The sequence below is a fragment of the Legionella sp. MW5194 genome (genome assembly GCF_016864235.1).
In the GTDB taxonomy this organism is placed as follows: Bacteria; Pseudomonadota; Gammaproteobacteria; order Legionellales; family Legionellaceae; genus Legionella_C.
This window is the reverse complement of the sequence record NZ_CP045732.1, coordinates 359,547-385,844: the sequence shown is the minus strand read 5'-3', so window position 1 is coordinate 385,844 and position 26,298 is coordinate 359,547. Positions and strand designations below refer to the sequence as shown.

Sequence of the window (26,298 nt, the reverse complement as noted above, 5' to 3'; positions counted from 1 at the left end):
GCCTGAGTGGCAGCGGTGACTTATCAAACCATTTAACGGAGGACTTGATCCATGAGACAGGTACCTGTAGCACCACGTATCCGCACTTTCCAGTTACAGGGAGGCGCGCAATGAAAATTTCCGACTTTAAACGCAAAAAACAACACGGTGAGAAAATAACCGTATTAACCTGTTACGATTACCCTTCGGCAAGAACAATTGCTGAATCAAAACTGGATTGCGTGCTGGTGGGTGATTCCGTCGCCATGGCAGTGCACGGGCATGACACCACGGTCATGGCGACACTGGAGATGATGATTTTACATACCCAAGCCGTCGCCCGCGGTCTGACCCAACAATTCCTAATCAGTGATTTGCCTTTTTTATGCCACCGCCTTTCTTTACGCGACACGGTTGAATGTGTCAGACAACTCATGCAGGCAGGCGCCCATGCCGTAAAAATTGAGGGCGGCGATGAGGATACTTGTCAAACGATTACTCATTTGGTCACCGCTGGGGTGCCTGTCATCGGCCACATTGGTTTAACGCCGCAATCGTTTTACCAATTGGGTGGCTATAAAGTTCAAGGTCGAGAAGAAAAACAAGCCGCCGAGCTTCTTCGTCAGGCGCAACGCCTGGAAGCGTCCGGCTGTACCGCACTGGTGATTGAATGTGTCCCCTTGTCCGTAGCAGAGACCATCACACAGGCACTGTCCATTCCCACCATCGGCATCGGCGCCGGAGTCGGCACCGACGGACAGGTTCTTGTCTGGCATGACATGCTGGGCTTGCAATCGGAATTCAGGCCTAAATTTTTAAAGCAATACCTGAATGGCAAGGCACTCACCTTAAACGCCATCAATGCTTACGTGGATGAGGTTCGACAAGCCGCATTCCCAACGCCTGATCATGCCTTTTAATTACAAGCCCCGCTTGCGGGGCTTCATCAACAGGATTAACCATGCGCATTTTTCATCACCTGAACGAGTGGATTGACTTCCGCCGCACGCTGCCGGCCGACTTAAGCCTGGGCTTTGTCCCCACCATGGGCAATCTCCATGCCGGTCATGCGTCCCTGTATGCCATTAGCCAACAGCAGAATCATTACACCGCGGCCAGCCTTTTTATTAATCCGACGCAATTTAACCGGCCAGACGACTTCACCCACTACCCGCGCACCCTGGAAGCGGATTTACACTTATTGGAAAAAAGCGGCGTCGATTTCTGTTTATTGCCTGCCGAGCAGGAAATCTATCAGGACGGGTATCATTATCAGGTGCATGAGAATCATTTAAGTCAGTGCATGGAAGGCATTCATCGCCCCGGCCATTTCACCGGCGTATTAACCATTGTTTTAAAATTATTGAATTTAGTCAGACCCCAAAAGGCTTATTTTGGCGAAAAGGATTATCAGCAATACCGGCTCATTCGCGGCATGGTTGCTGCTTTTTTTCTGCCGATTGCGATTATCCCCTGCCCCACGATCAGGGAGCCCAGCGGTTTGGCTTTCAGCTCGCGTAACAATCGCCTTAACAGCGCCCAGCGTCTTAAAGCGGAAACCTTCGCTCGCCTTTTTCATCAGGATAAAGCGATAGACCAGTTGCAAAACGACATCGAGGCTGCCGGCATTGAGGTGGAGTATCTTCACGAGCAGGACGGTCGCCGCTTTGCCGCCGTCCTCATTGATGATATCCGTCTGATTGACAATTACGCGCTCAGCTAATTCTTTTTCATGCCCAGGCGGGCAATGGCCGCGGCAATCACCGCGGCTTTATGCTGAGGCAGCGATTTATTGGAATACTGCAGCCACTCTGGATGGGACTCCACGAGTCCTGTATTTAAATGCCCTTGCAGAAACTCCTCGGATTTAATCATCTCAAGGTAATAGGGGATGGTGGTTTTTATGCCAAACAGGCGCATTTCTTCCAGGGCCCGGCGTGCGCGGCGGATGGCCGACGGCCAATCCAGACTCCATACGGTCAGTTTGGCGCAAAGCGAATCATAATAAGGCGGAATGGAATAGCCGGTATAAATGGCGCTGTCCGTTCTTACTCCAGGTCCTCCCGGGGCATAATAACGGGTCACCCGTCCAAAACTGGGCAGAAAATCATTCTGGGGATCTTCGGCGTTAATGCGGAATTCAATGGCAAAACCATTGCGATTAATCTGTTCCTGCTGCAGGGGCAAGGGTTCACCCGCGGCGATTTTAATCTGCTCCTGAACCAAATCAATCCCGGTGATTTGTTCTGTGACTGGATGCTCGACCTGCAAGCGGGTATTCATTTCAAGAAAATAAGCCTGATTGTCCTCATCAAGAATAAATTCGACTGTTCCAGCATTGGTATAACCGACTTCTTTTGCCGCTTTAACAGCGTAAGCATACAACCTCTCGCGGGTAGCCTGGTTCAGTTGTACCGCCGGAGCAATTTCGACCAGTTTCTGATGCCGCCGTTGGATAGAGCAATCACGCTCAAACAAATGAAGGACATTTCCATGATGATCGGCTAGAATCTGGACTTCGATGTGGCGGGGATTGGCAATGAATTTCTCCATAAACACCTGGTTAACACCAAATGCTTTTTCTGCCTCAGATTGCGCACGCGCAAACTGCTGCCGAACATGGTCCGGCTCGTAACACAGACGAATACCGCGGCCGCCCCCACCAAATGTCGCTTTAAGCATCACTGGGTAGCCGAGTCGTTCAGCAGACGCTAATGCGTCCTCGACCGATTCAAGATTGCCTTCACTGCCCGGAATGACCGGAATGCCGGCACGCTGCATGGCGTTGCGTGCGGCCACTTTGGATCCCATGATCGCTATCACGTCCGCACGAGGACCGATAAACACCAGACCAGCCTGCTCACAGGCCAGAGCAAAATCCGCGTTTTCCGATAAAAAACCATACCCGGGATGTATCGCTTCACAACCGGCTGCCTTGGCGCATTCAATGATGCGATGGCCATTCAGATAAGCATCCAGAGGCTTGCTGCTCAAGCAATGGGAGTGAGAAGCCCGCTTGACATGCAGGGAATAACGATCGGCTTCACTGTGAATAGCCACAGCAGCTATTCCCATTTCCTTGCAGGCACGCACAATGCGTAAGGCAATTTCGCCCCGATTACTGATTAAGATTTTTTTAAACATCGTTTCTTCCTGAATTAAAGCAGGGCTGTTTATTTCATGTTAAAGCCAAATTCGGTCTTATTGGCATGCACGTTTTTCAATGCCTCTACACCCCCTCCTCTCAAGCGGCGCTCCCGCTCGGCAATGACCGCTTTAAGCTCAAGCGTCAACGCGCTGGGGATCTCCGGCGGCAGCCAAGGGTTCTCTTCTTTCCAGAACTCATCGCTGGCGACTGGATTGCCTTTCTCATCGACATACGACTCCAGCGCATTGGTACGAGCCTGATAATCCAAAAGAAAAGCCTCGACACAGGCCTTGAACTGCGGTGCCTTTTCAATCCTGGAAGCCGAATGACACAAAAGCAGGAGAATGTCGCTGTCGGTACAGGTTTTCAATTTATGCGAGGATCGGCATGTTTTATGTAATAAAGCCAGCAAATCCTGATAATGGGTATCGCTGCTGCCTGTTTTGCTATAGGTTTGTAACATGGCTTTTAACGAGGTAAGGCATGCATAACTGATGGGCATTTCGTTGCTCCAGTTGATGATCCCATTTTTATTACAGTTCAAAATGCATCAAAGTGCAATTTTAGTTTTGCGGTTTCGCAATGACTGTACAAAATTCAACCTGTAATTTGCTGCCTAATGGCTCTTGCATTGAGCAAGCCCTGCGAGCGGCTCACTTCCCGCGGCCCCCGGTATACAATCAAGGTGTCGTGAAAGCTGACATCAAATTGCTTCACAAGTTCAGCATCATCAAAATCGGCAATCAACAGGCGTAAGGCGACTAATTCAGGCGACAGGGCGAGCTCATTTAAAATTTGTTGCTGCTTTTTGCAGCGTGCACAGTCCTTTTTATGAAAGGCTACAATAAATCGGAGATTGCTACGCTTCGCTTTTTCAAATTGTGACGGGGTAAAATGCACCGCTTGCACCGTGGGCTGGGTCACTGCTCCAGCCTCCCATGCCAGGATTGGCAGGCTGCACACCATTAATCCAATCACCAGTCGCTTCATGTATTGCATCCTTAAAAGTTAACTTAACCCTTCCAGCAATAAAATGATTAAAAACCCGGCAAAGAAACACGCCGTAACCCAGGGCGCTTCAACCCCTTCATGCGCTTCGATTAATAATTCTTCAGTCACCAGATAAAGAAGGGCAGCCACACCAAAGGACAAGACCCCCCTGGTCATGACCGGCGGCAAATGGACCAGCAGGCTTGCGCCAAACACTGCCCCTGTCGGAATTAACAGGGCTAATAGCAGGGTAATCCCTGCCCGTTTTGCCCTGGAAATACGGCGTGACGCCAGAGTGGCTGTGGTGGATAAACCGAGGAAAAAGATTTCGATGGCTAAAGCGACAGCCACCAGAACGCCGCCTTGAGCCCCAGCTAAAAAGGCAACACCGATTAAAATGCCATCCAGTAATAAATCAATACCGACAGCATAAATTAACCCCAAGGGCATTCCAGGAAGCGCTTCCTCACGTTCTTCAAGCCTGCCGGTTAACCATTTCAACAGCAACATGCCGAGAACGCCTAACGAGAATCCTGCGGCCAATGCCACAGGGGCGTGTGCCGCACTGATTTCCGGTAATAACTCTTTGGCCACTGCCGCAAAGACGACACCGGCAGCGAAATGCTGGGTTGCACTCGTCAGTTGACGGCTGGGCTGATAAAAACTGGTTATCCCTCCGCCAATAATCATCATCAGTGCCGGCATAATTGAATAAAGAAGGATGGTGGCCAGGGACGCGGTCATGAGAATCCTTTCGCTAAAATTAGAGCATAATGAAAGCGAGGCTATTGTTCAAGGCATTCATGTCGATTCATTGGGTTGCTTAAAGGTCACAAACGCACTATGATCCTTGCGCCTTAAGGCTATCACATCAAGGAAAGACCATGGACTTATCGCCAGTACAGATTGACGACTTCCTTACCCAGGGTTATCTGGTCATTGAAGACTTTTTCAGCAAGGAAACCTGTGAGCAACTCATGCATCGCATGAATCACCTGATTGCAGAAAACAAAGACCTCATCCCGGCTACGGTTTTTTCTACCCAAACCAATGAGCATGCGGCATCTGATTATTTTCTTGGATCCGGCGATAAAATTCACTTTTTCTTTGAACCTGGCGCATTTAACGGCGACGGCACCCTGGCACAACCGATTGAGCGTTCTTTAAACAAAGTGGGGCATGCCCTGCATGAACATGATCCGGTTTTCAGACACCATTCTCATGACGCGCGTATCCAGTCCATGTGCCGGCAATTGGGCTTTAAAACCCCCTGCCTGCTGCAATCCATGTACCTGTTTAAACAACCGGCCATTGGCGCGGAAGTCAATTATCATCAGGATGCCACCTACCTGCACAGCGAGCAAAGCGAGGTGTTGGGTTTCTGGTTTGCGCTGGAGGATGCGACCCTGGAAAATGGCTGCTTACAGGTGATCCCCAGTCCGCATACGATACCTCTGAAGCAAAAAATGATCAGGGAAAACAACAGCATTTACTTCGAAGAGTATGATAAAACCCCCTGGTGTCAGGACGATTGTGTGCCACTTGAAGTGAGGCAAGGCAGCCTTGTTCTCCTGCATGGTCGCGTCCCGCATAAAAGCGACGCCAATGGGTCATCCAAATCAAGGCATGCCTACACCCTGCATGCGATCGATGCCAGTTGCCCTTATCCACAGAGTAACTGGTTGCAGCGAGCCAACGGATTACCCGTTTGGCCTGAGAGGACGGAATAAAGAAACAGTCTGACACTTTTTTTCAATCATTGTATACTCTTCCCTGAGTTGACTGTATGGAGATGACAATGCTGGTTTCTTCGCAATCCCCGATGGCCTTAATTGCAGCGCCCGAAGTATTGGCTATTCCTATCGTTGAGAATCATGACCCGCTCATCGACATTAAGCACAGCGACGAACTCTTTATAGGCCCTTCCCCTGAAATTGCCAATAACACGGATTACACTAAAATGCGCAATGACGTGTATCAGCGGTTGCTGGCCGCGCAGCAATTGCTGCCTGCGAATCTGCGATTTTGCCTGTACGAAGGATTTCGCAGTCTGTCATTACAAAAGAAACTGTTTGACGCGCGGTATGCCGAATTGCAACAATTATACCCCCACTGGACACTGGAAGAACTTTTTAACGAAACAACCAAGCTTATCTCCCCAGTGCTGAATCTGGACGGCAGCCCCAACATCCCGCCTCACACCACCGGAGCTGCCATTGATGTATACCTGGTGGATAAGGAAGGACAACTGGTGGACATGGGCATCCATCCCAGAGACTGGATGTCCGATACCCATGTCGAGCTTTCGCCCACGAATTCTACCCGAGTTTCCTCTGAAGCGGCCCACCATCGCCGCGTGATGAGTCATGCACTGTTATTGGCGGGTTTTGTCAATTACCCGACAGAGTATTGGCATTGGTCTTACGGGGATCGTTATTGGGCGTTCATCAGCGGCAAACCTCAAGCCTGTTACGGCAGTATTGCCGGGTGACGTCCTGACACCCCCGTTTTTCCTACAGAACGTAATTCATGGGTGTTGGGGTATTATTTTCGATGGTGGTCTCTTTGAAAAAGGAATGCCGGGTAATGGTTGTCAGGTATTGTTCATTCAGTTCATTGGCCAAATTAAGTCCAAAACGACGCCCTGACTGGCTTTGGGGGGCTTTGTCGTTATCATACCCGGAAATGACTTGCCGTTTGCCGCTTTCAAGTAAAATTTCCTCGTCTCCCAGGGGTCTGGCTTCAGCAAAAGTATCCAAATCAAGAAGTTCTTGCACAGCGTAAGTCTTCGCCGGATCACTGACGTAACTTCGATAATACCTTAAATGCTGATCACTGGCTGAATGCAATGCCTTAATGACAGCCAACATCTGCTCATCGGTCGGTCGATAATGGCCGCTGTTGTTGGTGAGCCCAATCAACAACCCCTGACTAAAAATCAGCGAGCCGGCAGCCAATACTTTTTTACCATTGGCCAGGAATGAGTGATTCATTTTTTTATCAACCAATAATTGCGGTTTTTCCTCACAGGTTAATATGAAATTGAATTCCTCATTCATTTCTTCCTGGTCTAGGGATTCACCGGTCATCAGTCCTATAAAATGCTCCTCCGCAGGAATAATGGCGTAAGCGGTCTGATTCTCTTGAGCAATGTATTTGCAATTTTCATTTTGCCGTTGCAGCAGACGCATGGCTTTTCTTTCAGCCGCAAATTCTGGTTTTAACGCAATAAAATCCGAGGGTAGGAATTGCTGACCGTAATAATTAATTTCTTTAGGATAATCTTTAGACATAACACACTCTTCATCAATAAGAGCCTGCTAGTCTAATGACTAATAATTAACCTTATATTAAGTATTAATCGTCAGGTTGTAATATTTTTGATAAAATTTATTGCTGAATCGGTTGTTTTTGTCATACTGGCGTTTAAGTGCCTTCAGTTCTGCAAAGCGGGGATAAGCTTGTTCAAATTGCGATTGACTGGCAAAATTCTGATAGGTAAGGTAATAAGAACCTCCTGAGGCCAGTGCGGCATCGATTACTTTTTCTGTCCATTGCCTTGTCTTTTCTATCGCCGCAGCTGACAAGCTCTGATTGAAATAAAGCACGACAGAAAGGCTGTCATTTCTGACTTGCGACAACAGCAAATCCGGCTCCGCAGGCACATAACGCACTGTCACATTCAACAAATCAATCGAAGCGCTCAAGGTTAACTTGCGTAATTGATCGATGAATGACGGGAACTGTTCCACTGGAATAAAATATTCCTGCAGCCAATCTGCCGTACCCGGTCTGTAATTGGCGGCAAAACGCACAGGCTTCTCCATGGCATTGTTGCGAGTCACTGGTTTACCCCCGTATCGTTTTTTAAACAAGCGTTTTTCCATTTTCCAGCGCCAGTGTTTGCCATAAAGACTGTTGCGCGAGACATTAAACAAGGGGGTCAGCACCGCATTCCAGCGCTCTGGATTTTCAAGTGGTACCACTTTGGACGGCAATCGACCGGTATCGGTGTAAGTAATGACATACATGTCGTTTAGAAACGACGCATTGGGCACAATGTTCATGTGGGCATAAAAAAGAACCACCTGACGATTGTTTAAAATGTGATGGCGAAAATAATCCGGGAATGTGCGGGTCAACGTTTCATTGTAGTGGCTGGTTAACAGCGTATTGTCTGTTAGTTGCAGCGTGACATCCGTCACCACACCCAATACACCGTAGCCGCCCCTCACCGCACACCACAAATCCGGATGATGTTCTGGAGACACCCGCAAGCGCCGTCCATCGGCCAGCCTGAGAGAAAAGCTCACAATACTGTTTCCCACTGCCCCCATGCGAAAATCATCGCCATGGGCGTTGACGCTTAAGGAACCGCCCACCGTGAAGATATTCGGCGACTGCATGGCGGTAATGGCTAATTGGTACGGATTGATGGCCTCCTGCAACTTACCCCAGGTGATACCGCTTTGCACGGTCACCTGCTTTTTAGCCGCATCAACGTTCAAAACCTGATTAAAGGGAAGCATGTTTAACTGGATACCCTCTGGCGCGATGGATTGACCACCCTGGCTGTGTTGAACACCCATAATGCCCACAGGCAGATGCTTCGCCTTGGCTTTTTGCAACGCCGCGGCAATGTCTGCTTCAGATTTGACCTGAATGATCTCACTGACCCTGGTTAGACTGATGTGACCGCTGTCATTGAGGGACACGGCCCACACCGGGCTTAAAACAAGCATGCCAAGAAAGAAGAGAAGGCTTCGAAATCCAGTCATACTGATTCATTAAGTAAATTCAGTATCTTATGTCAAAACCGATTAAATGTCATACCTGGGCAGTGCATCATTCATCGAGCCGGGTAAGGGTAGCGAGGGACTTTTCAATAAGACATGACCGTAATCACTCACCAGGGTTTTGACAAAGGGCATCGTCCTGGCAGGGTCAGGCGTCTGATAAAATAAATGGCGGTGCTGGGAGACAGCAGGCTGCGAGGCCGTGGCGGGGAGCGTGATGAATCGCAACGACGACGCCCACCGATGAATGACATCAGCAATACAGACCTCCTGACGATCAAGCCGCTTGAAGGCTTGTTTTAACAAACTCAAGGCATGGATTTTGGCCTCTGCCTCCTGTGCAGGTAACACGTCTTTAAGAAGCCAGGTGTGTTCGTCTATTTTTTGCGATACCTGAGCAATGGTCTGTTGGGCCTGGAAGTGAAGTCGATTGGTTGCCGTAAAAAACATGGAATAAATCCTGAATTCATTTACAGGTCATCCTAGCGCTCAAAACTTAATTGAGGCTTAAATGACAAGAGCATGCCGATTATTTTACATGTCCCTGTTTAAAAATTAATCATTTCAGGCGCTAATGGCTTTTTGGTAGGTTTCACGCAGCAAGGTCATGCGTTTTTCAAGCTCTCCCAATTCGGCTTGCAGGCGAAGCTGTGCTTCGGCATCGAGGTTTTTTTGATGCCGGTTCAGCAGGGCCTGGTGCTGATGACCAAGTGCGTCCAGGTCCTTTTCGAGCGATTGCAGCCACTGTTGACGTGTCATTATCCGCGGCAGGGTGTAAGCCGGCTTTTCGATTGGCGTTCTCACTTTTTCGTTGAGTTGACACAGATTGACTAATACATTGATTTTTTGTTTGATGCGCTCGGCTACAAAACGCGCACTTTGCAAATCATCGCGCTCGGCCAACCGATCAATGTCGTGTTTAACTTCCGCAATGAACGCACCCGCTAAAGAGCCATTGGTTGTTTGAAATAATCCCTTGGGTAAACTCAAGGGATTAAAGGCATGCAGATTGGCCAACTTCCATTCCAACTCGGGAAGACGGGCGTTTAATTCATTTAATAACCCCTGTACAGTACTGGTCATTTAAAATATGTCGATGACTAGGCCGGTGTACTGTCCAGAACAACGGCGTCCTGCGCGCGACGGGACATCATCCAGGAACTGACAAACGGCGGGGCGCACATGAGCAACAAACCAAACACCAGCGTCGCTTCATAGCGGGCGACACTGCCGACATTGATGTCCGCAGGCGGCATGAAACTCACCACCAGGGTAGTCAAGGTGCCCACCATTCCGATGCCGGCAATCAACAACATGCCGCTTAAACCGCCCGGGATACGAAAAGCGCGGGGATGGTGCGGGGCACTGACACGCAGCTTAATGGCGGCGATAAACATTAACAGGTACATCAGCATGTACAATTGGGCCGCAAGCGCCGTTAACAACCAGTACGAACCATTAACGCTTGGCATGAATAAAAACAAAGTCGATAACAGCGTGACGATCACCGCTTGGGTAACCAGCATCAATACGGGTGCGCCATGGCGGTTGGTGCGCTGGAAGCTGGGAGGCAGGTTGCCCTCTTCTGCCGCAACCAGCAAACCTTTGGTCGGGGCAATAATCCAGTTGCTGACGCCACCCAATCCCCCCATCACCAGCATGAGGGCAACCACAGGCATCATCCAGGACAAATGGTAACGCGAGAAGAAGGCATCGAAGGCCTGCATAATTCCGGCCACCAGATTGATGTCGTTATGCGGCAAAACCACCGCGATGGCTAGAGAGCCTAAAATCAGCGTGCTGAGGATAATCACCACCGAGTAAATCAGAGCCCGTGGAAACGCATGCTGGGGATTTTCAACATCATTGGCATGGACAGTGGCGATTTCAATGCCACAAAAGGACATCATAATGGCGGTAAGCGACACCCACATGCCTTTATCGTGCAGATGAGGTGAAATACTCTGTGCATCAAAATGGATCTGCAGGGGGTTGCCACCGACTATCCACGCGGCGCCGAGACCGATGATTAACGACATGGGCAACAGTAATCCTGAAAGCGCACAGATGTTGCTAAACAAGGCGGAAGAACTCATGCCGCGCAGGTTGACGAGGGTCGCGCCCCAGAAGGAGCTGACAATCACCGCCCAGAGAAAATAAGGATTACCAGCCAGAGTCGGATTAATGAGGTAACCGACCGTGCCGGCGACAAAGGAAAGAATCGTAGGATACCAAATGACATTCTCAATCCACTGGAGCCAGATGGCTAAAAAGCCGGTACGCTTGCCAAACGCCTCCTTGACCCAAATATAAATACCGCCTTGCTTGGCCCACCCGGAAGCGAGTTCAGCAGAAACCAGGGCCGTAGGGATTAAAAAAAACAGGGCGCCGAGCATAAAAAAAGCGATGAGCTGACTGCCGAACAAAGCCGTGGCAGGCAGATTGCGAATGCTGTCGACCGATCCGACAGTGATCATTGTCAGACTAAAAATAGTTAAGGCATGCTTTTTAGTGCTCATTCCAATCCTTCTCTGTTGGCTAATCCTGTAATGGCAAATTCATTATATTGACCTAAGCTTAAGGTAAGCTTAATAATCGTGTAAAAAATACACAAAAAAGTGTATCCACTCTACTCGAAACCATTTAAATTGTAAATCAGTAATCACCGTGTCAAAAAATTTCAATGTAGGCAGGCTGTGACCAAAACCAGCAGGGGCACAAATGCTTTGCCACGATTGCATAAGTTAGCTAGGATAAATAAATTGTCTTTACAAGGATAGGTAAATGCATCGCGTCTTCCTGGTTGGCGGCTGCCTTTTTTTGACCATACCGAGTGTCTACTCGCAGAATGACTTCACCCTGTGTCATCATGCCACCGCGTTGTTTACCAATGCCCGGTTTATTACCCTAAATCCCAAACAACCCACGGTCGAAGCCGTGGCCATTAGAAACCACCGCATCGTGGCGCTGGGGAAGGAAAAAGAGCTGTCTGTCCATTGCCGCGATGAAAATACCCGCGTCATTGACCTGAAAGGAGCGACAGTTACCCCTGGGTTCATCGATACTTATTCACAATTTGTTCTTTACGGCTGGCTCGCCACCCACGCCCTGGATTTATCCACCACCAATGTGTTTCAACAACCGGGATGGCAACCGGTTAAATCCTTAAGTGACTTTTTAATGGCTATCCGTAATAAAATGACAACGGATGACGGCTGGCTTGTTGTCAATGGGTATGACAGAGCCCGCATGCCAGGCGTACCGTTGACCCGGGCGATGCTGGATGAAATCAGTACGACGAAACCCATCCTGGTCATGTATTCATCCGGGCATGAGGCCTTGTTAAATCAGGCCGCCATGGACCGATTGCCGGCTCTAAAAAGCAGCCTTCCCGTGACCGTGCCTGAAAACGGCCTGTTAAAGCAAGGGGCGCTGCAAAAAGCCCTGATCAAAGTCATTCAATCGGCAGAGTTGAAACAGGCCATTGGCGTTGCGGCTACCCGCTATGCCGCGGCCGGGTATACGACAGTGACTGAAACCCAGGCCTCTCAGGATTGGCTCAATACCTATTATTCACTGACAAGCCAACCCTCTTTTCCCGTGGATGTGGTTTTAAATGCAGAGACCGTAGGCGATAAACAACGTTTTGCCATGAATGAGCTGGACAATCCGAGACTCTACAATGGTCCGGTACACCTCACCGTGGATGGCAACATCCGCGATTACCAGGCCTACCTGTCGTCCCCTTATTATAAAGTGCCCGATGACTTGCCTACCGCCTGGGCAGGCCAACTGCGCTATAATTTACGCAGTCTTGAAAAAATGCTGGTTAAAGCGGCGAGAGCCAACGTTCAGGTTGCGCTCGAATGCCAGGGGGATGCCGCCATTGATGTGGCATTAAACCTGATTCAAAAAGTCCAACAAACCCAGAATGATTTCAGCTTCAGGCCTATCCTTATCAATGCACAACTCACCCGGCAGGATCAACTGTATCGCATTCGCATGCTGGGATTGAGCATCAACTGGTTTTCGCCGCATCTTTATTATTGGGGAGAAAGCATGTGCCATGAGTTCCTTGGCGCATCCAGAGCCCTCAATGAAAACCCGCTGGCACAGGCTCGCACTATTCTGGGTAACAGCCCCATCCAGGCCAATTCGCCGGCAACGCCCCCCTCTCCTCTCGCCATGATGCGGCAAAATCTCACCCGTCAAATCCAGAGTTGGAATGAAAAACCCAATGCCCAATGCCCTGAAGTATTCAATCAACAGCAAAGGCTGGGTTTGGAAGACAGTTTGCGGGCACTCACCATCGAGGCCGCCAAACTGTATGGCATCGACGATGACAAGGGCAGCCTGGAAGTGGGCAAACTTGCCGATATGACCTTGTTCAACCACGATCCCTTGCTTGAAAAACAGAGCGACATTCAAGTGCTTGGTACCATCTCAAGAGGCGTTTTGCACCTTGCTGGTCATGCTGAAGAAAACCCACCGCCTCAGGCTTTGTAGCTGCGCAAGAAAATAAGCGGTATAGTTCGGTAGGGGGGTGGTTCCTGTAACACCCCGCCTCCGTGATCGAACTGACAGAAAGACCAACATGAATAACCATTTCCTAAGCAATGTGTTTATTTTTCTCGCCTCAGCCGCCCTGATTGTGCCGCTGGCCAGCCGTTTCAAACTGGGCTCCGTACTGGGCTATTTAATCGTTGGCGCCCTGATTGGACCCTACGGTTTTAAACTGATTGGCAACGCCAGCCAAATCATGCACTTTGCTGAATTTGGCGTGATCATGATGCTTTTTCTGATTGGCCTGGAATTGGAACCGGCCACCCTATGGCGTCTCCGTAAGATGATCGTGGGACTGGGAAGCCTACAGGTGGTAGTCACCTCCACCATTCTTTGCCTCCTTGGTCTGTTGTTTGGCTATCGCTGGCAAAGCAGCCTGGCTGTGAGCATGGCATTGACGCTTTCTTCTACAGCCCTGGTCATTCAAATGCTTGAAGAAAAAAACCTGCTGAAAACCGCCGAAGGGGAGACCTCTTTTGCTGTGTTGCTGTTTCAGGACATTGCGGTTATCCCTATTCTTATCATCATGCCGCTGCTGGCCGCCACCACCACGACAGCCGCACCTGAGCAAGCCACGCTGCTTACCCTGTTCCCGTCCTGGGCTCATCCCTTTATCGTCGCCAGCGTCATCGGTGCCATGATTATTGCCGGCCACTTTTTTTCAAGCCACCTCTTTTTTATTGTGGCAAGAACCCACCTGCGGGAAGTATTTACAGCCACATCGCTTGCCCTCATTGTCGGCATTACCCTGTTGATGGAAGCCGTCGGCGTGTCACCTGCCCTTGGCGCCTTCGTGGCCGGTGTAGTACTCGCCAACTCCGAATACAAACGCACGCTGGAGACTGATATCCAGCCTTTTAAAGGCTTATTGCTCGGTTTATTTTTTATCTCGGTGGGCATGAGCATTAATTTTAACCTGCTCGAGGCGCGATGGGATGAGCTGCTGGGGGCCGTGGGTCTTCTGATTGTGATCAAAGCCTCCGTGCTTTTATTTTTAGGATGGCAATTCGGCCTAACCAAGATTCAACGCATCGGCTTTGCCCTGGCCTTGTCTCAGGGCGGCGAGTTCGCGTTTGTTCTATTTAAATTCGCTTCCCATTTAAACGTCATCAGTGATCAGACCGCCGCATTTTATACCCTGGTTATTGCCCTTTCCATGGCAACGACTCCTTTTATCATGCTGGCTTATCAACGTTTTATTGTGCCTCATTACCTAAGCCTGTTACCCAAACAACCCTTTGATACCATCCAGGAGCAACAAGACATTATTCTTGTAGGCTATGGTCGCTTTGGTCAAATCATTGGGCGTTTTTTAACAGGGCATGGCACTAAATTAACCATATTGGAAAAGGACCCTGAGCAGATTAAATTGTTGCGTAAATTCGGGTACAAGGGGTACTTTGGCGATGCCGCGAGACTCGATTTACTGCTCAACGCCGGTGCGGCCAAGGCTAAATTACTGGTGATTGCCGTCGGTAATCCAGACGTCAGTCTCGACATTGTCGAAATGAGCAGACAGAATTTTCCTCATTTAAAGATCTATGCCCGCGCCCGCAATCGCAGTCATGCCTACCAACTGCATAAAGCCGGGGTGGATTATTTTAAACGGGAAACGTTTGATTCATCATTGACCATGGCCCAGGAGATTATGGCTTTCCTTGGACATAGCCCTGACACGTTGCGTCGCAAGGCTAAAGCCTTTTTACAACTGGATGAAGCCTCATTAAAACAGTCTTTTGAATTCTTTGAAAAAGAAGCCGAGATGATCAGTTATGTACGTCAGGTGAACGGAGAGTTGGAGCGCATATTAAAAAGCGACCAGGAATTTGAACATCCCAAGGGCCGCTTTGGAAAAATGGCAACGTCTGAAAATCCGCTGCGGGATTAATTGTCTTTACTGTTAAAACGTTCGACGCTGGCAACAATCTCTTCTCTGGCGGCCTCGGGTCCTTCCCAACCGGTAATTTTTACCCATTTCCCCTCTTCAAGATCTTTATAGTGCTGGAAGAAATGTTCCAGAGACAATAATAATTGCCGCGGCAAATCCGCATAGGTTTTTACCGCCTCATACATTTTGGTGAGCTTGTTGGTGGGGACAGCCAGGAGTTTGGCATCCACCCCTGCCTCGTCTGTCATTTTGAGCATCCCCACGACACGGCACGGAATAGCAGAGCCGCTTATCAGCGGAACAGGAGTCACCACCAGGACATCGACGGGATCACCGTCTTCAGACAGAGTATTGGGAATGTAGCCGTAGTTAGTGGGGTAAAACATCGCGGTCGTCATAAAGCGATCAACGAATAATGCGCCGGTATGCTTGTCGACTTCGTATTTGACAGGCTCGCCGTGCATGGGAATTTCAATAATGACATTGATTTCATTTGGAACATCACGACCACTTTTAATTTGCATTAAGCCCATTTTAACTATCCCTTAAGATATGAAGACGGCGTATTATGCCAAAACCTCATCAAAAGGCAAAATAAGATGTTCAGAGAACAATCAACAGTCAACTATTTTTAATCGCTATAACTCAAGGTATAATGTCGGATTAGCTCATAAATGAGGATCAATGATGGATTGTCTCTTTTGCAGGATTATCAAAGGGGAGATTCCGGCAACGGTGCTTTTTGATGATCCGGAAGTCATGGTTATTCATGATATCAGACCTCAGGCTCCCACTCACCTGCTGGTGCTGCCTAAAAAACACATTGCAACCATTAATGACACGGACAGTAACGATGAGCAATTGCTTGGCCGCATGATTCTCACTGCCAAAAAGATGGCACATCATGAGCATTTAAGCGATGTTGGATATCGCCTTGTTTTTAATGTGAATGCAGGTGGCGGACAGGAAGTTTATCATATTCACTTACATGTACTGGGTGGTCGGCAAATGACCTGGCCGCCGGGTTAGGGTTTTTATTAATGCAAGAATTGTATAAAAAAATATTGGAAGAGATAGGCGAGGACCCTTCGCGTGAAGGGTTGCGGGATACCCCGGAACGCGCTGCCAATGCCATTCGTTATCTAACGAAAGGCTATGCGGAGGATTTAAACGACATCATCAATAATGCCCTGTTCGAATCCGACATGAGCGAGATGGTGATTGTGAAGGAAATCGAATTGTACTCGATGTGTGAGCATCACCTGCTGCCCTTCCTTGGAAAGTGCCATGTGGGCTATTTACCCAGCGGGAAAGTGCTTGGTCTTTCTAAAATAGCCCGTATTGTTGACTATTTTGCCCGGCGGTTACAAATTCAGGAGCGACTGACTTCGGAAATTGCCGCCTGCATTGAAAGCATCACAGGTGCGCGGGGAGTCGGCGTCGTCATTGAGGCCAAGCACCTGTGTATGATGATGCGCGGGGTCGAAAAGCAAAACTCAGTCATGACCACGTCGGTGATGCTGGGTGACATGCGCAACAACTCCAATACGCGCAGCGAGTTTTTAAAGTTAATCCGTTAAGCCATGGCTCTCGTCATGGCTACAAATCGGTGTCCATGTATGTTGGAGCGGGTGTCATGGACTGGGCCACATGATTAGCGGCTTTCATGACAGGGTTTGATCGAAATACACCGTAAGAAATTAAACTGCCCGCGACGCCACCAACTACCCCGGAGATGCCCAATACGGCATTAGCCGCCGTCACACCTGCAGCAATGCCGCTAAAAAATGCGCCTGGCCCTGACCAAAGGCCCAGACTAAATCCCGCAGCAAAACCGATGACCGCGGCGACCAAAGTCAGGGTAGCAATGATCGCCACCGTCACAATCGCCTGGGCCAGCCTGTAATGTTCACCGTAAACATGGCTTTGGCATTCCTGAAGAAAGGTGGATATGATTGCGTCTTTACTCCCCATGTTTTCAATTTGCTGCCGCGCCTTCATCAGTCTTTCTGCGGATTGGGCAATGGCCTCCCTTGTATCCAAAGGAGCATTTTCTAATTCCCTTTCGAGTTGTTCCAGCGCATCATAAAGTGCGCTTCCCTTCAAAGCGTACTGTTTGGCCCTGCCCATGGCGGTTATTTCGGCTTTAAATAAAAAATAAGCCTCTTGTTCACAATCTTTTTTTGCCTTGATCATTTGATTAATCGCGTGAAATACATTGTCTCTGTTCGTATCGTGCATGTCAGCAACAGGCAGAACAGGACAGTCAGCAAATGAAGCAACAGCAATCTCGTTTTTCTTTTCTGCGGCATTCACAATCAGAATGGGTAAGGAAGAATTGGCTTTCCTCAATGCCTCAATGTCCCCGGCCATCTGGGTCACATCCCAGTTTTCTATAAAATAAAGGACGATGGGAGTATCCCGACAATAAAGCGATAAGAGCGACTGATACGAGGTATCGATAACCCAGAAATGATAGTCATGCGGTGAATTTTCTATACGGCCTGGAATAAGAAAGGGATGCTTCTCTGTTTTTTCAAGATTGTTTTGAGTGAGCCGTCCAACGAATTGGGTTTTGGCTTCGGTTGATTTACCATAAATTAAAATATTGAATGCGCCCATAGTCACTGCACGGTAGTGAATTTGAGGCACATTTTACAGTAAACGGACAGAAGTTGCCAACACATTGGTCAGTATGACCAATATAAAAACAGAAAGGGGTGCCTGACCAAGGCCAGGCACTTTGAAGCGAGTTATTCTTCTTCGGTGGATCTGATTTGCGTTTCGTCGATCTCATCATTGGAGAGATCAACGGTTTCTTCGGTGGTTACTGGAGCATCCGCTGCCTTTTCCGCCGCCTGCGGTTTATCCTTCCACTCCAGTTTTACACGTCCCTGCTTGTCAACGCCAGCCACGAATACTTCAATTTCCTGACCTTCACTCAAGACCGACTCTACTTTCTGAGAACGATCACTGCAAATTTGGGAAATGTGCAGAAGTCCATCTTTACCGGGCAACAGATTAATAAACGCACCGAAATCAACAATCTTGCTGACTTTCCCTTTATAGGTTTGCCCTACTTCAATTTCTGCAATCAAGGCTTTAATCTGGCGTTGTGCTTCTTCCAGCGCCTCGGCATCCGGCGAGAAAAGTTGCACGACACCGCTGTCATCGATATCGATAGAAACACCGGTACTTTCAATCAAGCCTTTGATTGTAGCGCCACCCTTACCAATGATGGTGCGAATTTTGTCTTCCGCCACTTTCATGGTAGTGATGCGCGGCGCATGTTGAGACAGTTCACCACGGTGCTCAGACAACGCATTATTCATCACGCCCAGGATATGCTTTCGTCCTGCCAGCGCCTGCTCCAGCGCCTGCTCCATGATTTCTTTGGTGATTCCGGTAATTTTGATGTCCATTTGCAGCGCGGTAACACCCTTTTCGGTTCCGGCCACTTTAAAGTCCATGTCGCCCAGATGATCTTCGTCACCCAGAATATCCGTCAGCACGGCAAAACGATCGTTTTCCTTGATAAGACCCATCGCCACACCAGCCACAGGTGCTTTGAGAGGCACGCCCGCATCCATTAAAGCGAGGCTTGTTCCGCAGACGGTGGCCATGGAACTGGAACCGTTGGACTCGGTAATGTCGGATACGACGCGCAGCACATAAGGGAACTCCGCGGCAGTGGGCAATACAGCCATCAGACTTCGTTTTGCCAGACGGCCGTGACCTATTTCACGACGCTTGGGACTGCCGACCATACCGACTTCCCCAACCGAATAGGGAGGGAAATTATAATGCAGCATGAAGCGATCTTTCGTCTCACCATACAGACCGTCCAATGTTTGTGCATCGCGCTCGTTACCCAGAGTAGCAGCCACGATGGCCTGCGTTTCACCACGGGTGAACAGGGCGGAACCATGAGTACGCTCAAGAAACTTGGTACGGATAGCAATGGGGCGGACAGTGCGCTGATCACGTCCATCAATTCGGGGTTCGCCATCGAGAATACGATTACGCACGATGGTTTTTTCAAGGGATTCCATGATTTCTGCCACAGCATCCACTTTGAGATCATCACGTTCCTGGATCAACGTATCAATCACGAATTGACGAGCATCCTGGAGACGCTGATGACGTTGTTGTTTGTCTTTAATCAGGTATGCTTCGTTAAAGCGAGTGGTTGCCAATTCACCTATACGGGCAATCAATGAGGTGTCGGTTGCTGGCGCAGTCCAGTTCCAGGCGGGTTTACCCACTTCGTTAGCCATTTCCTTAATGGCGCGAATAACGCCTTTCATCATTTCATGGCCATACAGTACAGCGCCCAGCATCACCTCTTCCGTCAGCTCGCGTGCCTCGGACTCCACCATTAAAATCGCGTCTTCTGTTCCGGCAACAACCAGGTCCAGATCAGACTGCTGAGTGGCTTTGTAGCTGGGATTTAATAAATAAATGCCATCCTGGTAACCGACACGGGCAGCACCGATAGGCCCCATAAAGGGAATACCTGAAATAGCCAGTGCGGCAGACGCTGCGATCATGGACACGATATCGGCAGGCACTTCCGGATTTAACGACATCACCGTGGCAATGATTTGGACTTCATTACGGAATCCTTCAGGGAACAGCGGACGCAGTGGTCTGTCCATCAGTCGTGAAGTCAGCGTTTCATTTTCACTGGGACGGCCTTCCCGCTTGTTAAAGCCACCGGGAATTTTACCCGCAGCATAGGTCTTCTCCTGGTAATTGACCGTCAGCGGGAAAAAGCCATTGTCTTCGGCGCCGTCTTTCTTACCGACCACAGTTACCAATACCTGAGTCCCGCCCATGCTGGCAAAAATGGCCCCATCCGCCTGCCTGGCAATTTCGCCAGTTTCCAAAATCAGGGTGTGTTCCCCGAATTGCACTTCTTTAGTGAATTTTGACACGTAGTCACCTCATGATGTTTTAGCAAAAAAAAGGCGCAGAAAACTGCGCCTTTAACTTAAATTGGATAGTTGTGCATTTCCTAGCCATAGGAAAACCCACTATCAATAGGAATCCCGCAGACCAAGCTTTTGGATCAGCGTTTGATAACGGGCTTGATCCTTTCTTTTTAAGTATTTTAACAGCTTGCGACGTTTGTTAACCAGTTCCTGCAAACCACGGCGTGAATGGAAATCTTTTTTATGGGCCTTAAAGTGGTCTGTCAAATATTGAATGCGATTGGTAATTAAAGAAACCTGCACTTCTGGAGAGCCAGTATCTTTCTCAGTGCGTTTGTTCTGATCCACAATTTCTGCTGTTTGTGCGCTAGTTAGCGACATTGTTCACTCCTGGAAATAAGCTAAGTGTTCTTCTTAAAGGGGAGCATTCTATCAAGAGCGTCTTTAAGACACAAGTCTTTAGTTAATAATTGTGCAAGATTCTCACTCACGCGCTCGGAAGGCCTGTTCACTGAGTAAACGCTTCGCCTTAAAAGCGCCGGACTCATCAAAGGCACCAAGACCAGCAAACTGTCCCCGGCTGTCATATAAACGGATTTCGGTGGTGCATGTCGCAGCATTCACTGGAGAAATGACACGTCCAAGTCTCAGATTGATGAGCTCCTCATCGGTTAATTGTAACGAAGGAAAATGCCGTACTGTGGTTTCCATCGGCAGCAGACAGGCCGATAATTGCGCTTGATTGGCGGCCTGCAGCAACTCCAGGCTGTACATGGGGTACTCGGAATAACCACTTGTGTGCAGACGATGCAATTGCGTCACGTGCGCTCCTGTACCTAATTTATCACCAATGTCTTCCACCAGGTTTCGAATGTACGTTCCTTTGCTGCAACTCACCCTGATTTTAAACTGCTGGCCGTCAAAATGCAGCAAGAGGAGTTCCTTGATGGTGATTTCGCGTGAAGCACGTTCAATATCGATCCCGTTTCGTGCGTACTTGTATAAGGGTGTCCCCTTGTGTTTTAAGGCAGAAAACATGGACGGCGTCTGGTGAGTTAAGCCAATGAATTCCTGAATCACAGCCTGAAGGCGTTCCTGGGTCACAGAAACAGCATCAACTCTTGTCAGGATTTCGCCCATGGAATCGGCCGTCGTGGTTTTTATTCCTAATAACCCGGTCGCTTCGTAGGTTTTATCATCCTCAAGCGCGTATTGGCTGAATTTGGTTGCCTCACCAAAACAGACAGGAAGCATGCCGGTAGCCAAGGGATCCAGACTGCCGGTGTGGCCGGCCTTTTCAGCATGGTAAAGCCGCTTTACCCTTTGCAGTACGGCATTGGACGACAGGCCCTGGGGTTTATTAACCAGCAACACCCCGTCAATGGCTTGTTTACTGCTCACGTTGCTCATCTGGATCATCAGGATTGGCTTCATCAATTAACTTGCTTAAGCGCCTGCCGTATTCGATGGATTCGTCATAGACAAAATGAAGCTGTGGAACTGTACGCAGTTTAATCGTGCGAGCCAAGGCAGTGCGCAAATAACTGGCGGCTGTATTTAAAATCACAGCCGCCTGCTTGTTCTCATCACCCAACACAGTAAAGTACACTTTGGCGTGGCTTAAATCACCTGAAACCTTAACGCCGGAAATCGTAACAAAACTGGGCAGCCGGGGATCTTTAATCTCCTGTTGAATGATCTGCGATAATTTACGCTGCAGCATTTCGGCTACACGATCCGTTCGTTTAAAGTCATTACTCATAAAGCTCGCTTGATCTCAATTGTTTCAAATACTTCAATCAAATCACCTGCTTTGACATCGTTATAGTTTTTCACACCAATACCGCATTCAAAGCCCTGGCGCACTTCGACCACGTCATCTTTAAAGCGTCTTAAGGATTCCAGTGTCCCTTCATAAATGACAACGTTATTACGTAAAACCCGGATAGGGTTATTGCGTTTGATCATTCCTTCTACCACCATGCATCCGGCAATAGCACCCAGCTTCGGCGAGCGGAAAACATCCCGTACCTCGGCAATTCCAATGATTTCTTCCTTGAATTGAGGAGCCAACATACCGGTTAACGCACCTTTGACCTGATCCACAATGTCGTAAATTACGCTGTAATAATGCAGGGAAACCTGTTCGTGTTCGGCCAATCGCTTGGCAGCGCCATCGGCACGCACGTTAAAGCCAATAAGTATCGCATTGGAGGCAATGGCCAAATGCACATCGGATTCGGTGATACCGCCCACACCGCTGGCAATGATTTCAACCTTCACTTCATCAGTCGATAATTTAACCAGGGCATCCGCAATGGCTTCCAGGGACCCCTGGACATCGGCTTTCAATACGATATTCAGGACCTTGGCGTCCGTGGTGGTCATGTTTTCAAAAATGCCTTCAATTGACGATTTTTGACGTCTGGCCAGTTTGACATCACGGAATTTACCCTGACGGAACAAGGCCACTTCTCGCGCCTTTTTCTCATCCGGTACGACAACAGCTTCATCCCCGGCATGTGGAATGGCGGACAAACCGAGAACTTCCACAGGAATGGACGGCCCGGCACTGTCAACCAGAGTGCCGTTGTCGCTGACTAAAGCCCTGACTCGACCATATTGGAAGCCAGCCAGCAGAATATCCCCTTTGCGCAGCGTTCCGCTTTGTACCAGAACAGTCGCTACTGGACCACGCCCTTTATCGAGACGTGATTCAATGACAACCCCTTTGGCTGCACCGTCCGTAAAGGCTTCCAGCTCCAGCACTTCCGATTGCAGCAGCACGGCATCCAGTAATTCGTCAATGCCCATGCCGGTTTTGGCAGAAATGTTAACAAACATGGTGTCACCACCCCAGGCCTCGGGAATGACCTCATGAACGGATAATTCATTCATGACTTTTTCAGGATCAGCATCATGCTTATCCATTTTATTAACAGCCACAATGATAGGCACTTTTGCAGCCTTGGCATGTTGAATAGCCTCTATTGTCTGGGGTTTAACGCCATCGTCCGCGGCAACAATCAGGATAACAATGTCTGTGGCCTGAGCACCCCGGGCACGCATGGCTGTAAAGGCAGCATGGCCTGGCGTATCCAGAAACGTGATATCACCCTTCGGTGTACTGACGTGATAGGCCCCGATGTGCTGGGTAATACCACCGGCTTCTCCTGCAGCCACCTTGGTGCGGCGGATGTAGTCAAGCAGAGACGTTTTACCATGGTCCACATGCCCCATGATGGTCACCACAGGCGCGCGACCTTCTGATTGGCTTCCCTTGCTGATGACCTCACCCAGGGTCTGCTCCACCGCATCTTCCTTCAGTGCCCGTGCCTTATGCCCCATTTCCTCAACCACAATGACAGCCGTGTCCTGATCGATAACCTGGTTGATGGTTGCCATGGCGCCTAAGCCCATCATGACTTTAATGACTTCAGCCACTTTAACGGACATGCGTTTTGCCAATTCCCCAACAGTAATGGTTTCGGGAATCAGTACTTCACGGACAACGGGTGCGGTGGGCATGGCAAAGCCATGGGTTAAGGCGTCTTCCGCTTCACGGTACTTGTCCGATTTCTCATTCAGTTTACGTCGTTTTGATTTTGGACGCTTGTGACGAACATGCGAACCTTCCTCGTCATCACGCTCAGTGATTAAATATTTGGTTTTCTTTTTATTCGCTGCCGCTTTTTTAAAGTCGGTCTTGTCTGCTTCCGATTCGATGTCTTCTTTACTGGAATATTTCTTCTTGGGCTTCTCTTCTCTCTCACGCGCTTCTTTGGCAGCCTCGGGTTTTTCCTGCTCTTCTTTGCTTTCGATGACTTCTTTAGCCTGCATTGTTTCCATTGGCGCGGCAAGGTTTTTATCCGCAACAGCGGCTACCGCCATGTTTTCAGATTCATCCAATGGGAGTTCCACGGGTTTCACTGCCTCTGGCTCTGGTGTTTCATCAACCACTGCCACATCGGATTCCAGCGTCTGGAGAGCCGCCTCTTCCACCATTGCAGGCAGGGTTTCGGCTGAAACATCAGTCAATACGGGTTCTGCTTCCTGCTCGGTTTCAGCTTGTTGTTCCAGCAAAGCACTGCGTTTAACGTAGGTTCGCTTTTTACGAACTTCCACATTCACGGTTTTTCCGCTGTGCAGATCATGCCCTACCGTAACCTGGGTCAGGCTTTTTCGCTTCAGCGTAATTCGCTCAGGTGCAGCTCTTGACTCGTTGCCGGCGTTACCTTTCAAATGATTTAGCAAGACACGCTTTTGTTCTTCGTTCACGGTCTGTTCATCGTTATTAAAAGAGAGTCCCGCTTCCTGCAACTGGTTCAATAGACGCTCAACGGGGATTCCCACGACCTGAGCTAATTGTTTAACCGTCACATCCGCCATATTTTACCCCCCTTTAGCAATTCTAATGCAAATTGCCATTGTTCAATACTTGTTATCAACTTGCGCGTTAATCAGCAGTCAAACGCTGTCTGATTAACGCAAAGGTCACTCATTACAACAATTGATAATTATGAAAACCAAGGTTCACGGGCCTTCATGATCAATTCACCCGCTTTCTTCTCAGTCATTCCAGGTATATCAAGTAATTCATCAACCGATTGCTCAGCCAGGTCGTCCATGGTCGTGATGCCTTTGGCAGCCAGTTTGGCGGCGATATCGTTAGTCATGCCTTCCATTGTTAATAATGATTCAGACGGCTGATCCCCTGACTGCCCCGAAGACAAGGCTTGAGTCAGAAGGCAATCATTCGCCCTGTTTCTCAACTCTTCAACAATCTCTTCATCAAATTCCTCAATCGCCATTAACTCCTCTTTTGGTACATAGGCGATTTCTTCCAGTGAAGAAAAACCATTAGCCACCAGTAAGGAGGCGATTTCTTCATCAATCTCCAGTGCACTGGTGAATAAATTGATGGTTTTTTGCGATTCTTCCTGACTTTTATTATTAAAGTCTTCAACTGTCATGACGTTTAAAGTCCAACCGGTCAATTGACTGGCCAGGCGCACATTCTGACCATTACGACCGATAGCCTGAGAAAGCTGTTCCTTCTGAACCGCCAGATCCATGGTGTGACTGTCTTCATCGACGACAATTGAGCTGATGTCAGCAGGCGCCATGGCATTAATAACCAATTGAGCCGGGTTGTCATCCCAGAGTATAATATCGACTCGCTCACCACCTAATTCACTGGATACCGCCTGAACACGCGCACCGCGCATACCGACACAAGCACCCACAGGGTCAATGCGGCCGTCATTGGTCTTCACAGCAATCTTGGCACGGTTACCCGGCTCACGGGCAGCGGCTTTCACTTCAATCACGTTTTCGCCAATCTCAGGCACTTCAATGCGGAATAATTCAATCAACATCTCGTTACGTATACGACTGACATACAGTTGCGGACCACGGGACTGAGGGGTAATTTCGTATAAATACGCTCGTACGCGATCATTGGGTCGGAACATTTCGTTGGGCAGCATTTCGTGTCGAGGCATGAACGCTTCAGCCTTGCCGCCTAAATCAATAATGATATTATCGCGAGTGACCTTCTTGACTGTACCATAGACCAATTGACCCAGTTTGGACTGGAACTGATCGACCACTTGTTGTCTTTCTGCCTCGCGGACTTTCTGCATAATCACCTGACGGGCAGTTTGGGCCGCAATACGTCCAAATTCAATGGAAGGCATTGGCTCTTCAATGCGCTCACCGACCTGAATGGAAGGCGATCGAGTTCTGGCCTCGGTAATTCCTATTTCCTGATCCGGTAATTCAACGGCGTCATCTTCCACCACGTCCCAATAACGGAATGTTTCGTACTCGCCAGTGCGGTTATCCAGTTTGACGCGGATGCCCATTTCCTTTTCTGACAGTTTGCGTGTGGCCGACTCCAGGGCTGCCTGGATTGCTTGCAATACTACTTCTTTGCTGACGCCTTTCTCGTTGGATAATGCCTCAGCAATAAATAACAATTCTTTACTCATTGTTCGC

24 protein-coding genes and 2 pseudogenes are annotated in these 26,298 nt (G+C 48.9%); 8 read left to right on the top strand and 18 right to left on the bottom strand.

Annotated elements, in window-relative coordinates:
• Nucleotides 1-110 precede the first annotated feature (110 nt).
• Together panB and panC are read left to right on the top strand one after the other, a co-directional pair.
• Nucleotides 111-899 (top strand): 3-methyl-2-oxobutanoate hydroxymethyltransferase, encoded by a 789-nt coding sequence (gene panB, locus GH742_RS01800; RefSeq protein WP_203455899.1) that lies wholly within the window; start codon nucleotides 111-113, stop codon nucleotides 897-899.
• 41 nt (nucleotides 900-940) lie between these two features.
• Entirely contained in the window at nucleotides 941-1,702 is a 762-nt protein-coding gene (gene panC, locus GH742_RS01795; protein ID WP_203455898.1) for a pantoate--beta-alanine ligase, read from the top strand.
• Here panC and GH742_RS01790 read toward each other — a convergent pair.
• The 4 genes from GH742_RS01790 to GH742_RS01775 form a co-directional block, all read right to left on the bottom strand.
• Nucleotides 1,699-3,123 carry an acetyl-CoA carboxylase biotin carboxylase subunit gene (locus GH742_RS01790; RefSeq protein WP_203455897.1) on the bottom strand — a complete coding sequence of 475 codons (1,425 nt, stop codon included), beginning with the start codon at nucleotides 3,121-3,123 and terminating at the stop codon, nucleotides 1,699-1,701. The two genes, panC and GH742_RS01790, sit on opposite strands and share 4 nt — an antisense overlap.
• Nucleotides 3,124-3,152: 29 nt before the next feature.
• A complete protein-coding gene (locus GH742_RS01785) occupies nucleotides 3,153-3,629 on the bottom strand; it encodes a hypothetical protein (RefSeq protein WP_203455896.1) in 477 nt (158 codons plus the stop codon).
• Nucleotides 3,630-3,724: 95 nt separating this feature from the next.
• Complete coding sequence (locus tag GH742_RS01780) at nucleotides 3,725-4,117, bottom strand: thioredoxin family protein (RefSeq protein WP_203455895.1); 393 nt, start codon at nucleotides 4,115-4,117, stop codon at nucleotides 3,725-3,727.
• Between the two features lie 18 nt (nucleotides 4,118-4,135).
• A complete protein-coding gene (locus GH742_RS01775) occupies nucleotides 4,136-4,861 on the bottom strand; it encodes a ZIP family metal transporter (protein ID WP_203455894.1) in 726 nt (241 codons plus the stop codon).
• A gap of 140 nt (nucleotides 4,862-5,001) precedes the next feature.
• Between GH742_RS01775 and GH742_RS01770 the strand changes: the two genes are divergently transcribed.
• Both GH742_RS01770 and GH742_RS01765 read left to right on the top strand, forming a co-directional pair.
• Nucleotides 5,002-5,847, top strand: a complete 846-nt coding sequence (locus GH742_RS01770; protein ID WP_203455893.1) for a phytanoyl-CoA dioxygenase family protein — start codon at nucleotides 5,002-5,004, stop codon at nucleotides 5,845-5,847.
• Nucleotides 5,848-5,915: 68 nt separating this feature from the next.
• The gene (locus GH742_RS01765; protein ID WP_239005247.1) at nucleotides 5,916-6,608 is read left to right on the top strand and encodes a M15 family metallopeptidase; all 693 of its coding nucleotides are present in this window, start codon (nucleotides 5,916-5,918) and stop codon (nucleotides 6,606-6,608) included.
• Nucleotides 6,609-6,630: 22 nt separating this feature from the next.
• On the opposite strand, the gene GH742_RS01760 is transcribed toward GH742_RS01765, so the two are convergent.
• The 5 genes from GH742_RS01760 to GH742_RS01740 all read right to left on the bottom strand — a co-directional run bounded on the left by GH742_RS01760 (nucleotide 6,631) and on the right by GH742_RS01740 (nucleotide 11,432).
• On the bottom strand, nucleotides 6,631-7,410 hold the full coding sequence (locus GH742_RS01760; RefSeq protein WP_203455892.1) for a hypothetical protein: 780 nt from the start codon (nucleotides 7,408-7,410) through the stop codon (nucleotides 6,631-6,633).
• Nucleotides 7,411-7,467: 57 nt separating this feature from the next.
• On the bottom strand, nucleotides 7,468-8,895 hold the full coding sequence (locus GH742_RS01755; protein ID WP_203455891.1) for an FAD-binding protein: 1,428 nt from the start codon (nucleotides 8,893-8,895) through the stop codon (nucleotides 7,468-7,470).
• A gap of 42 nt (nucleotides 8,896-8,937) precedes the next feature.
• A complete protein-coding gene (locus GH742_RS01750; RefSeq protein ID WP_203455890.1) occupies nucleotides 8,938-9,363 on the bottom strand; it encodes a hypothetical protein in 426 nt (141 codons plus the stop codon).
• Between the two features lie 114 nt (nucleotides 9,364-9,477).
• Nucleotides 9,478-9,996 carry a primosomal replication protein PriC gene (locus GH742_RS01745; RefSeq protein ID WP_203455889.1) on the bottom strand — a complete coding sequence of 173 codons (519 nt, stop codon included), beginning with the start codon at nucleotides 9,994-9,996 and terminating at the stop codon, nucleotides 9,478-9,480.
• A 17-nt stretch (nucleotides 9,997-10,013) separates the two neighbouring features.
• Nucleotides 10,014-11,432: an APC family permease gene (locus GH742_RS01740; RefSeq protein ID WP_203455888.1), complete on the bottom strand. Its 1,419-nt coding sequence runs from the start codon at nucleotides 11,430-11,432 to the stop codon at nucleotides 10,014-10,016.
• 265 nt (nucleotides 11,433-11,697) lie between these two features.
• On the opposite strand from GH742_RS01740, the gene GH742_RS01735 reads away from it, so the two are divergent.
• Both GH742_RS01735 and GH742_RS01730 read left to right on the top strand, forming a co-directional pair.
• The gene (locus GH742_RS01735) at nucleotides 11,698-13,419 is read left to right on the top strand and encodes an amidohydrolase (RefSeq protein WP_203455887.1); all 1,722 of its coding nucleotides are present in this window, start codon (nucleotides 11,698-11,700) and stop codon (nucleotides 13,417-13,419) included.
• An 88-nt stretch (nucleotides 13,420-13,507) separates the two neighbouring features.
• Nucleotides 13,508-15,364 (top strand): monovalent cation:proton antiporter-2 (CPA2) family protein, encoded by a 1,857-nt coding sequence (locus tag GH742_RS01730; RefSeq protein WP_203455886.1) that lies wholly within the window; start codon nucleotides 13,508-13,510, stop codon nucleotides 15,362-15,364.
• On the opposite strand, the gene ppa is transcribed toward GH742_RS01730, so the two are convergent.
• Nucleotides 15,361-15,897, bottom strand: coding sequence for an inorganic diphosphatase (gene ppa, locus GH742_RS01725; RefSeq protein WP_203455885.1), 537 nt, complete (start codon nucleotides 15,895-15,897; stop codon nucleotides 15,361-15,363). The genes GH742_RS01730 and ppa overlap by 4 nt on opposite strands.
• A gap of 154 nt (nucleotides 15,898-16,051) precedes the next feature.
• Between ppa and GH742_RS01720 the strand changes: the two genes are divergently transcribed.
• Nucleotides 16,052-16,393, top strand: a complete 342-nt coding sequence (locus tag GH742_RS01720) for a histidine triad nucleotide-binding protein (RefSeq protein WP_203456813.1) — start codon at nucleotides 16,052-16,054, stop codon at nucleotides 16,391-16,393.
• An 11-nt stretch (nucleotides 16,394-16,404) separates the two neighbouring features.
• Complete coding sequence (gene folE / locus GH742_RS01715) at nucleotides 16,405-16,944, top strand: GTP cyclohydrolase I FolE (RefSeq protein ID WP_203455884.1); 540 nt, start codon at nucleotides 16,405-16,407, stop codon at nucleotides 16,942-16,944.
• 19 nt (nucleotides 16,945-16,963) lie between these two features.
• Here the strand turns inward: folE and GH742_RS01710 are convergent, their stop codons facing one another.
• The 8 genes and pseudogenes from GH742_RS01710 to nusA form a co-directional block, all read right to left on the bottom strand.
• Nucleotides 16,964-17,986 carry a hypothetical protein gene (locus tag GH742_RS01710; protein ID WP_203455883.1) on the bottom strand — a complete coding sequence of 341 codons (1,023 nt, stop codon included), beginning with the start codon at nucleotides 17,984-17,986 and terminating at the stop codon, nucleotides 16,964-16,966.
• A gap of 131 nt (nucleotides 17,987-18,117) precedes the next feature.
• On the bottom strand, nucleotides 18,118-20,301 hold the full coding sequence (gene pnp, locus GH742_RS01705) for a polyribonucleotide nucleotidyltransferase (protein WP_203455882.1): 2,184 nt from the start codon (nucleotides 20,299-20,301) through the stop codon (nucleotides 18,118-18,120).
• A gap of 102 nt (nucleotides 20,302-20,403) precedes the next feature.
• Nucleotides 20,404-20,679 carry a 30S ribosomal protein S15 gene (gene rpsO, locus GH742_RS01700; protein WP_203455881.1) on the bottom strand — a complete coding sequence of 92 codons (276 nt, stop codon included), beginning with the start codon at nucleotides 20,677-20,679 and terminating at the stop codon, nucleotides 20,404-20,406.
• A gap of 102 nt (nucleotides 20,680-20,781) precedes the next feature.
• The gene (truB, locus tag GH742_RS01695) at nucleotides 20,782-21,708 is read right to left on the bottom strand and encodes a tRNA pseudouridine(55) synthase TruB (RefSeq protein ID WP_203456812.1); all 927 of its coding nucleotides are present in this window, start codon (nucleotides 21,706-21,708) and stop codon (nucleotides 20,782-20,784) included.
• On the bottom strand, nucleotides 21,689-22,060 hold the full coding sequence (gene rbfA, locus GH742_RS01690; protein ID WP_203455880.1) for a 30S ribosome-binding factor RbfA: 372 nt from the start codon (nucleotides 22,058-22,060) through the stop codon (nucleotides 21,689-21,691). The genes truB and rbfA overlap by 20 nt, the downstream gene beginning before the upstream one ends.
• Nucleotides 22,057-24,498: pseudogene (gene infB / locus GH742_RS01685) on the bottom strand (translation initiation factor IF-2); the annotation flags it as partial. The pseudogene infB and the gene rbfA, both read right to left, overlap by 4 nt.
• 96 nt (nucleotides 24,499-24,594) lie before the next feature.
• Nucleotides 24,595-24,687: pseudogene (locus tag GH742_RS15810) on the bottom strand (translation initiation factor IF-2 N-terminal domain-containing protein); the annotation flags it as partial.
• A gap of 128 nt (nucleotides 24,688-24,815) precedes the next feature.
• Nucleotides 24,816-26,291: a transcription termination factor NusA gene (gene nusA, locus GH742_RS01680; RefSeq protein WP_203455878.1), complete on the bottom strand. Its 1,476-nt coding sequence runs from the start codon at nucleotides 26,289-26,291 to the stop codon at nucleotides 24,816-24,818.
• Nucleotides 26,292-26,298 lie beyond the last annotated feature (7 nt).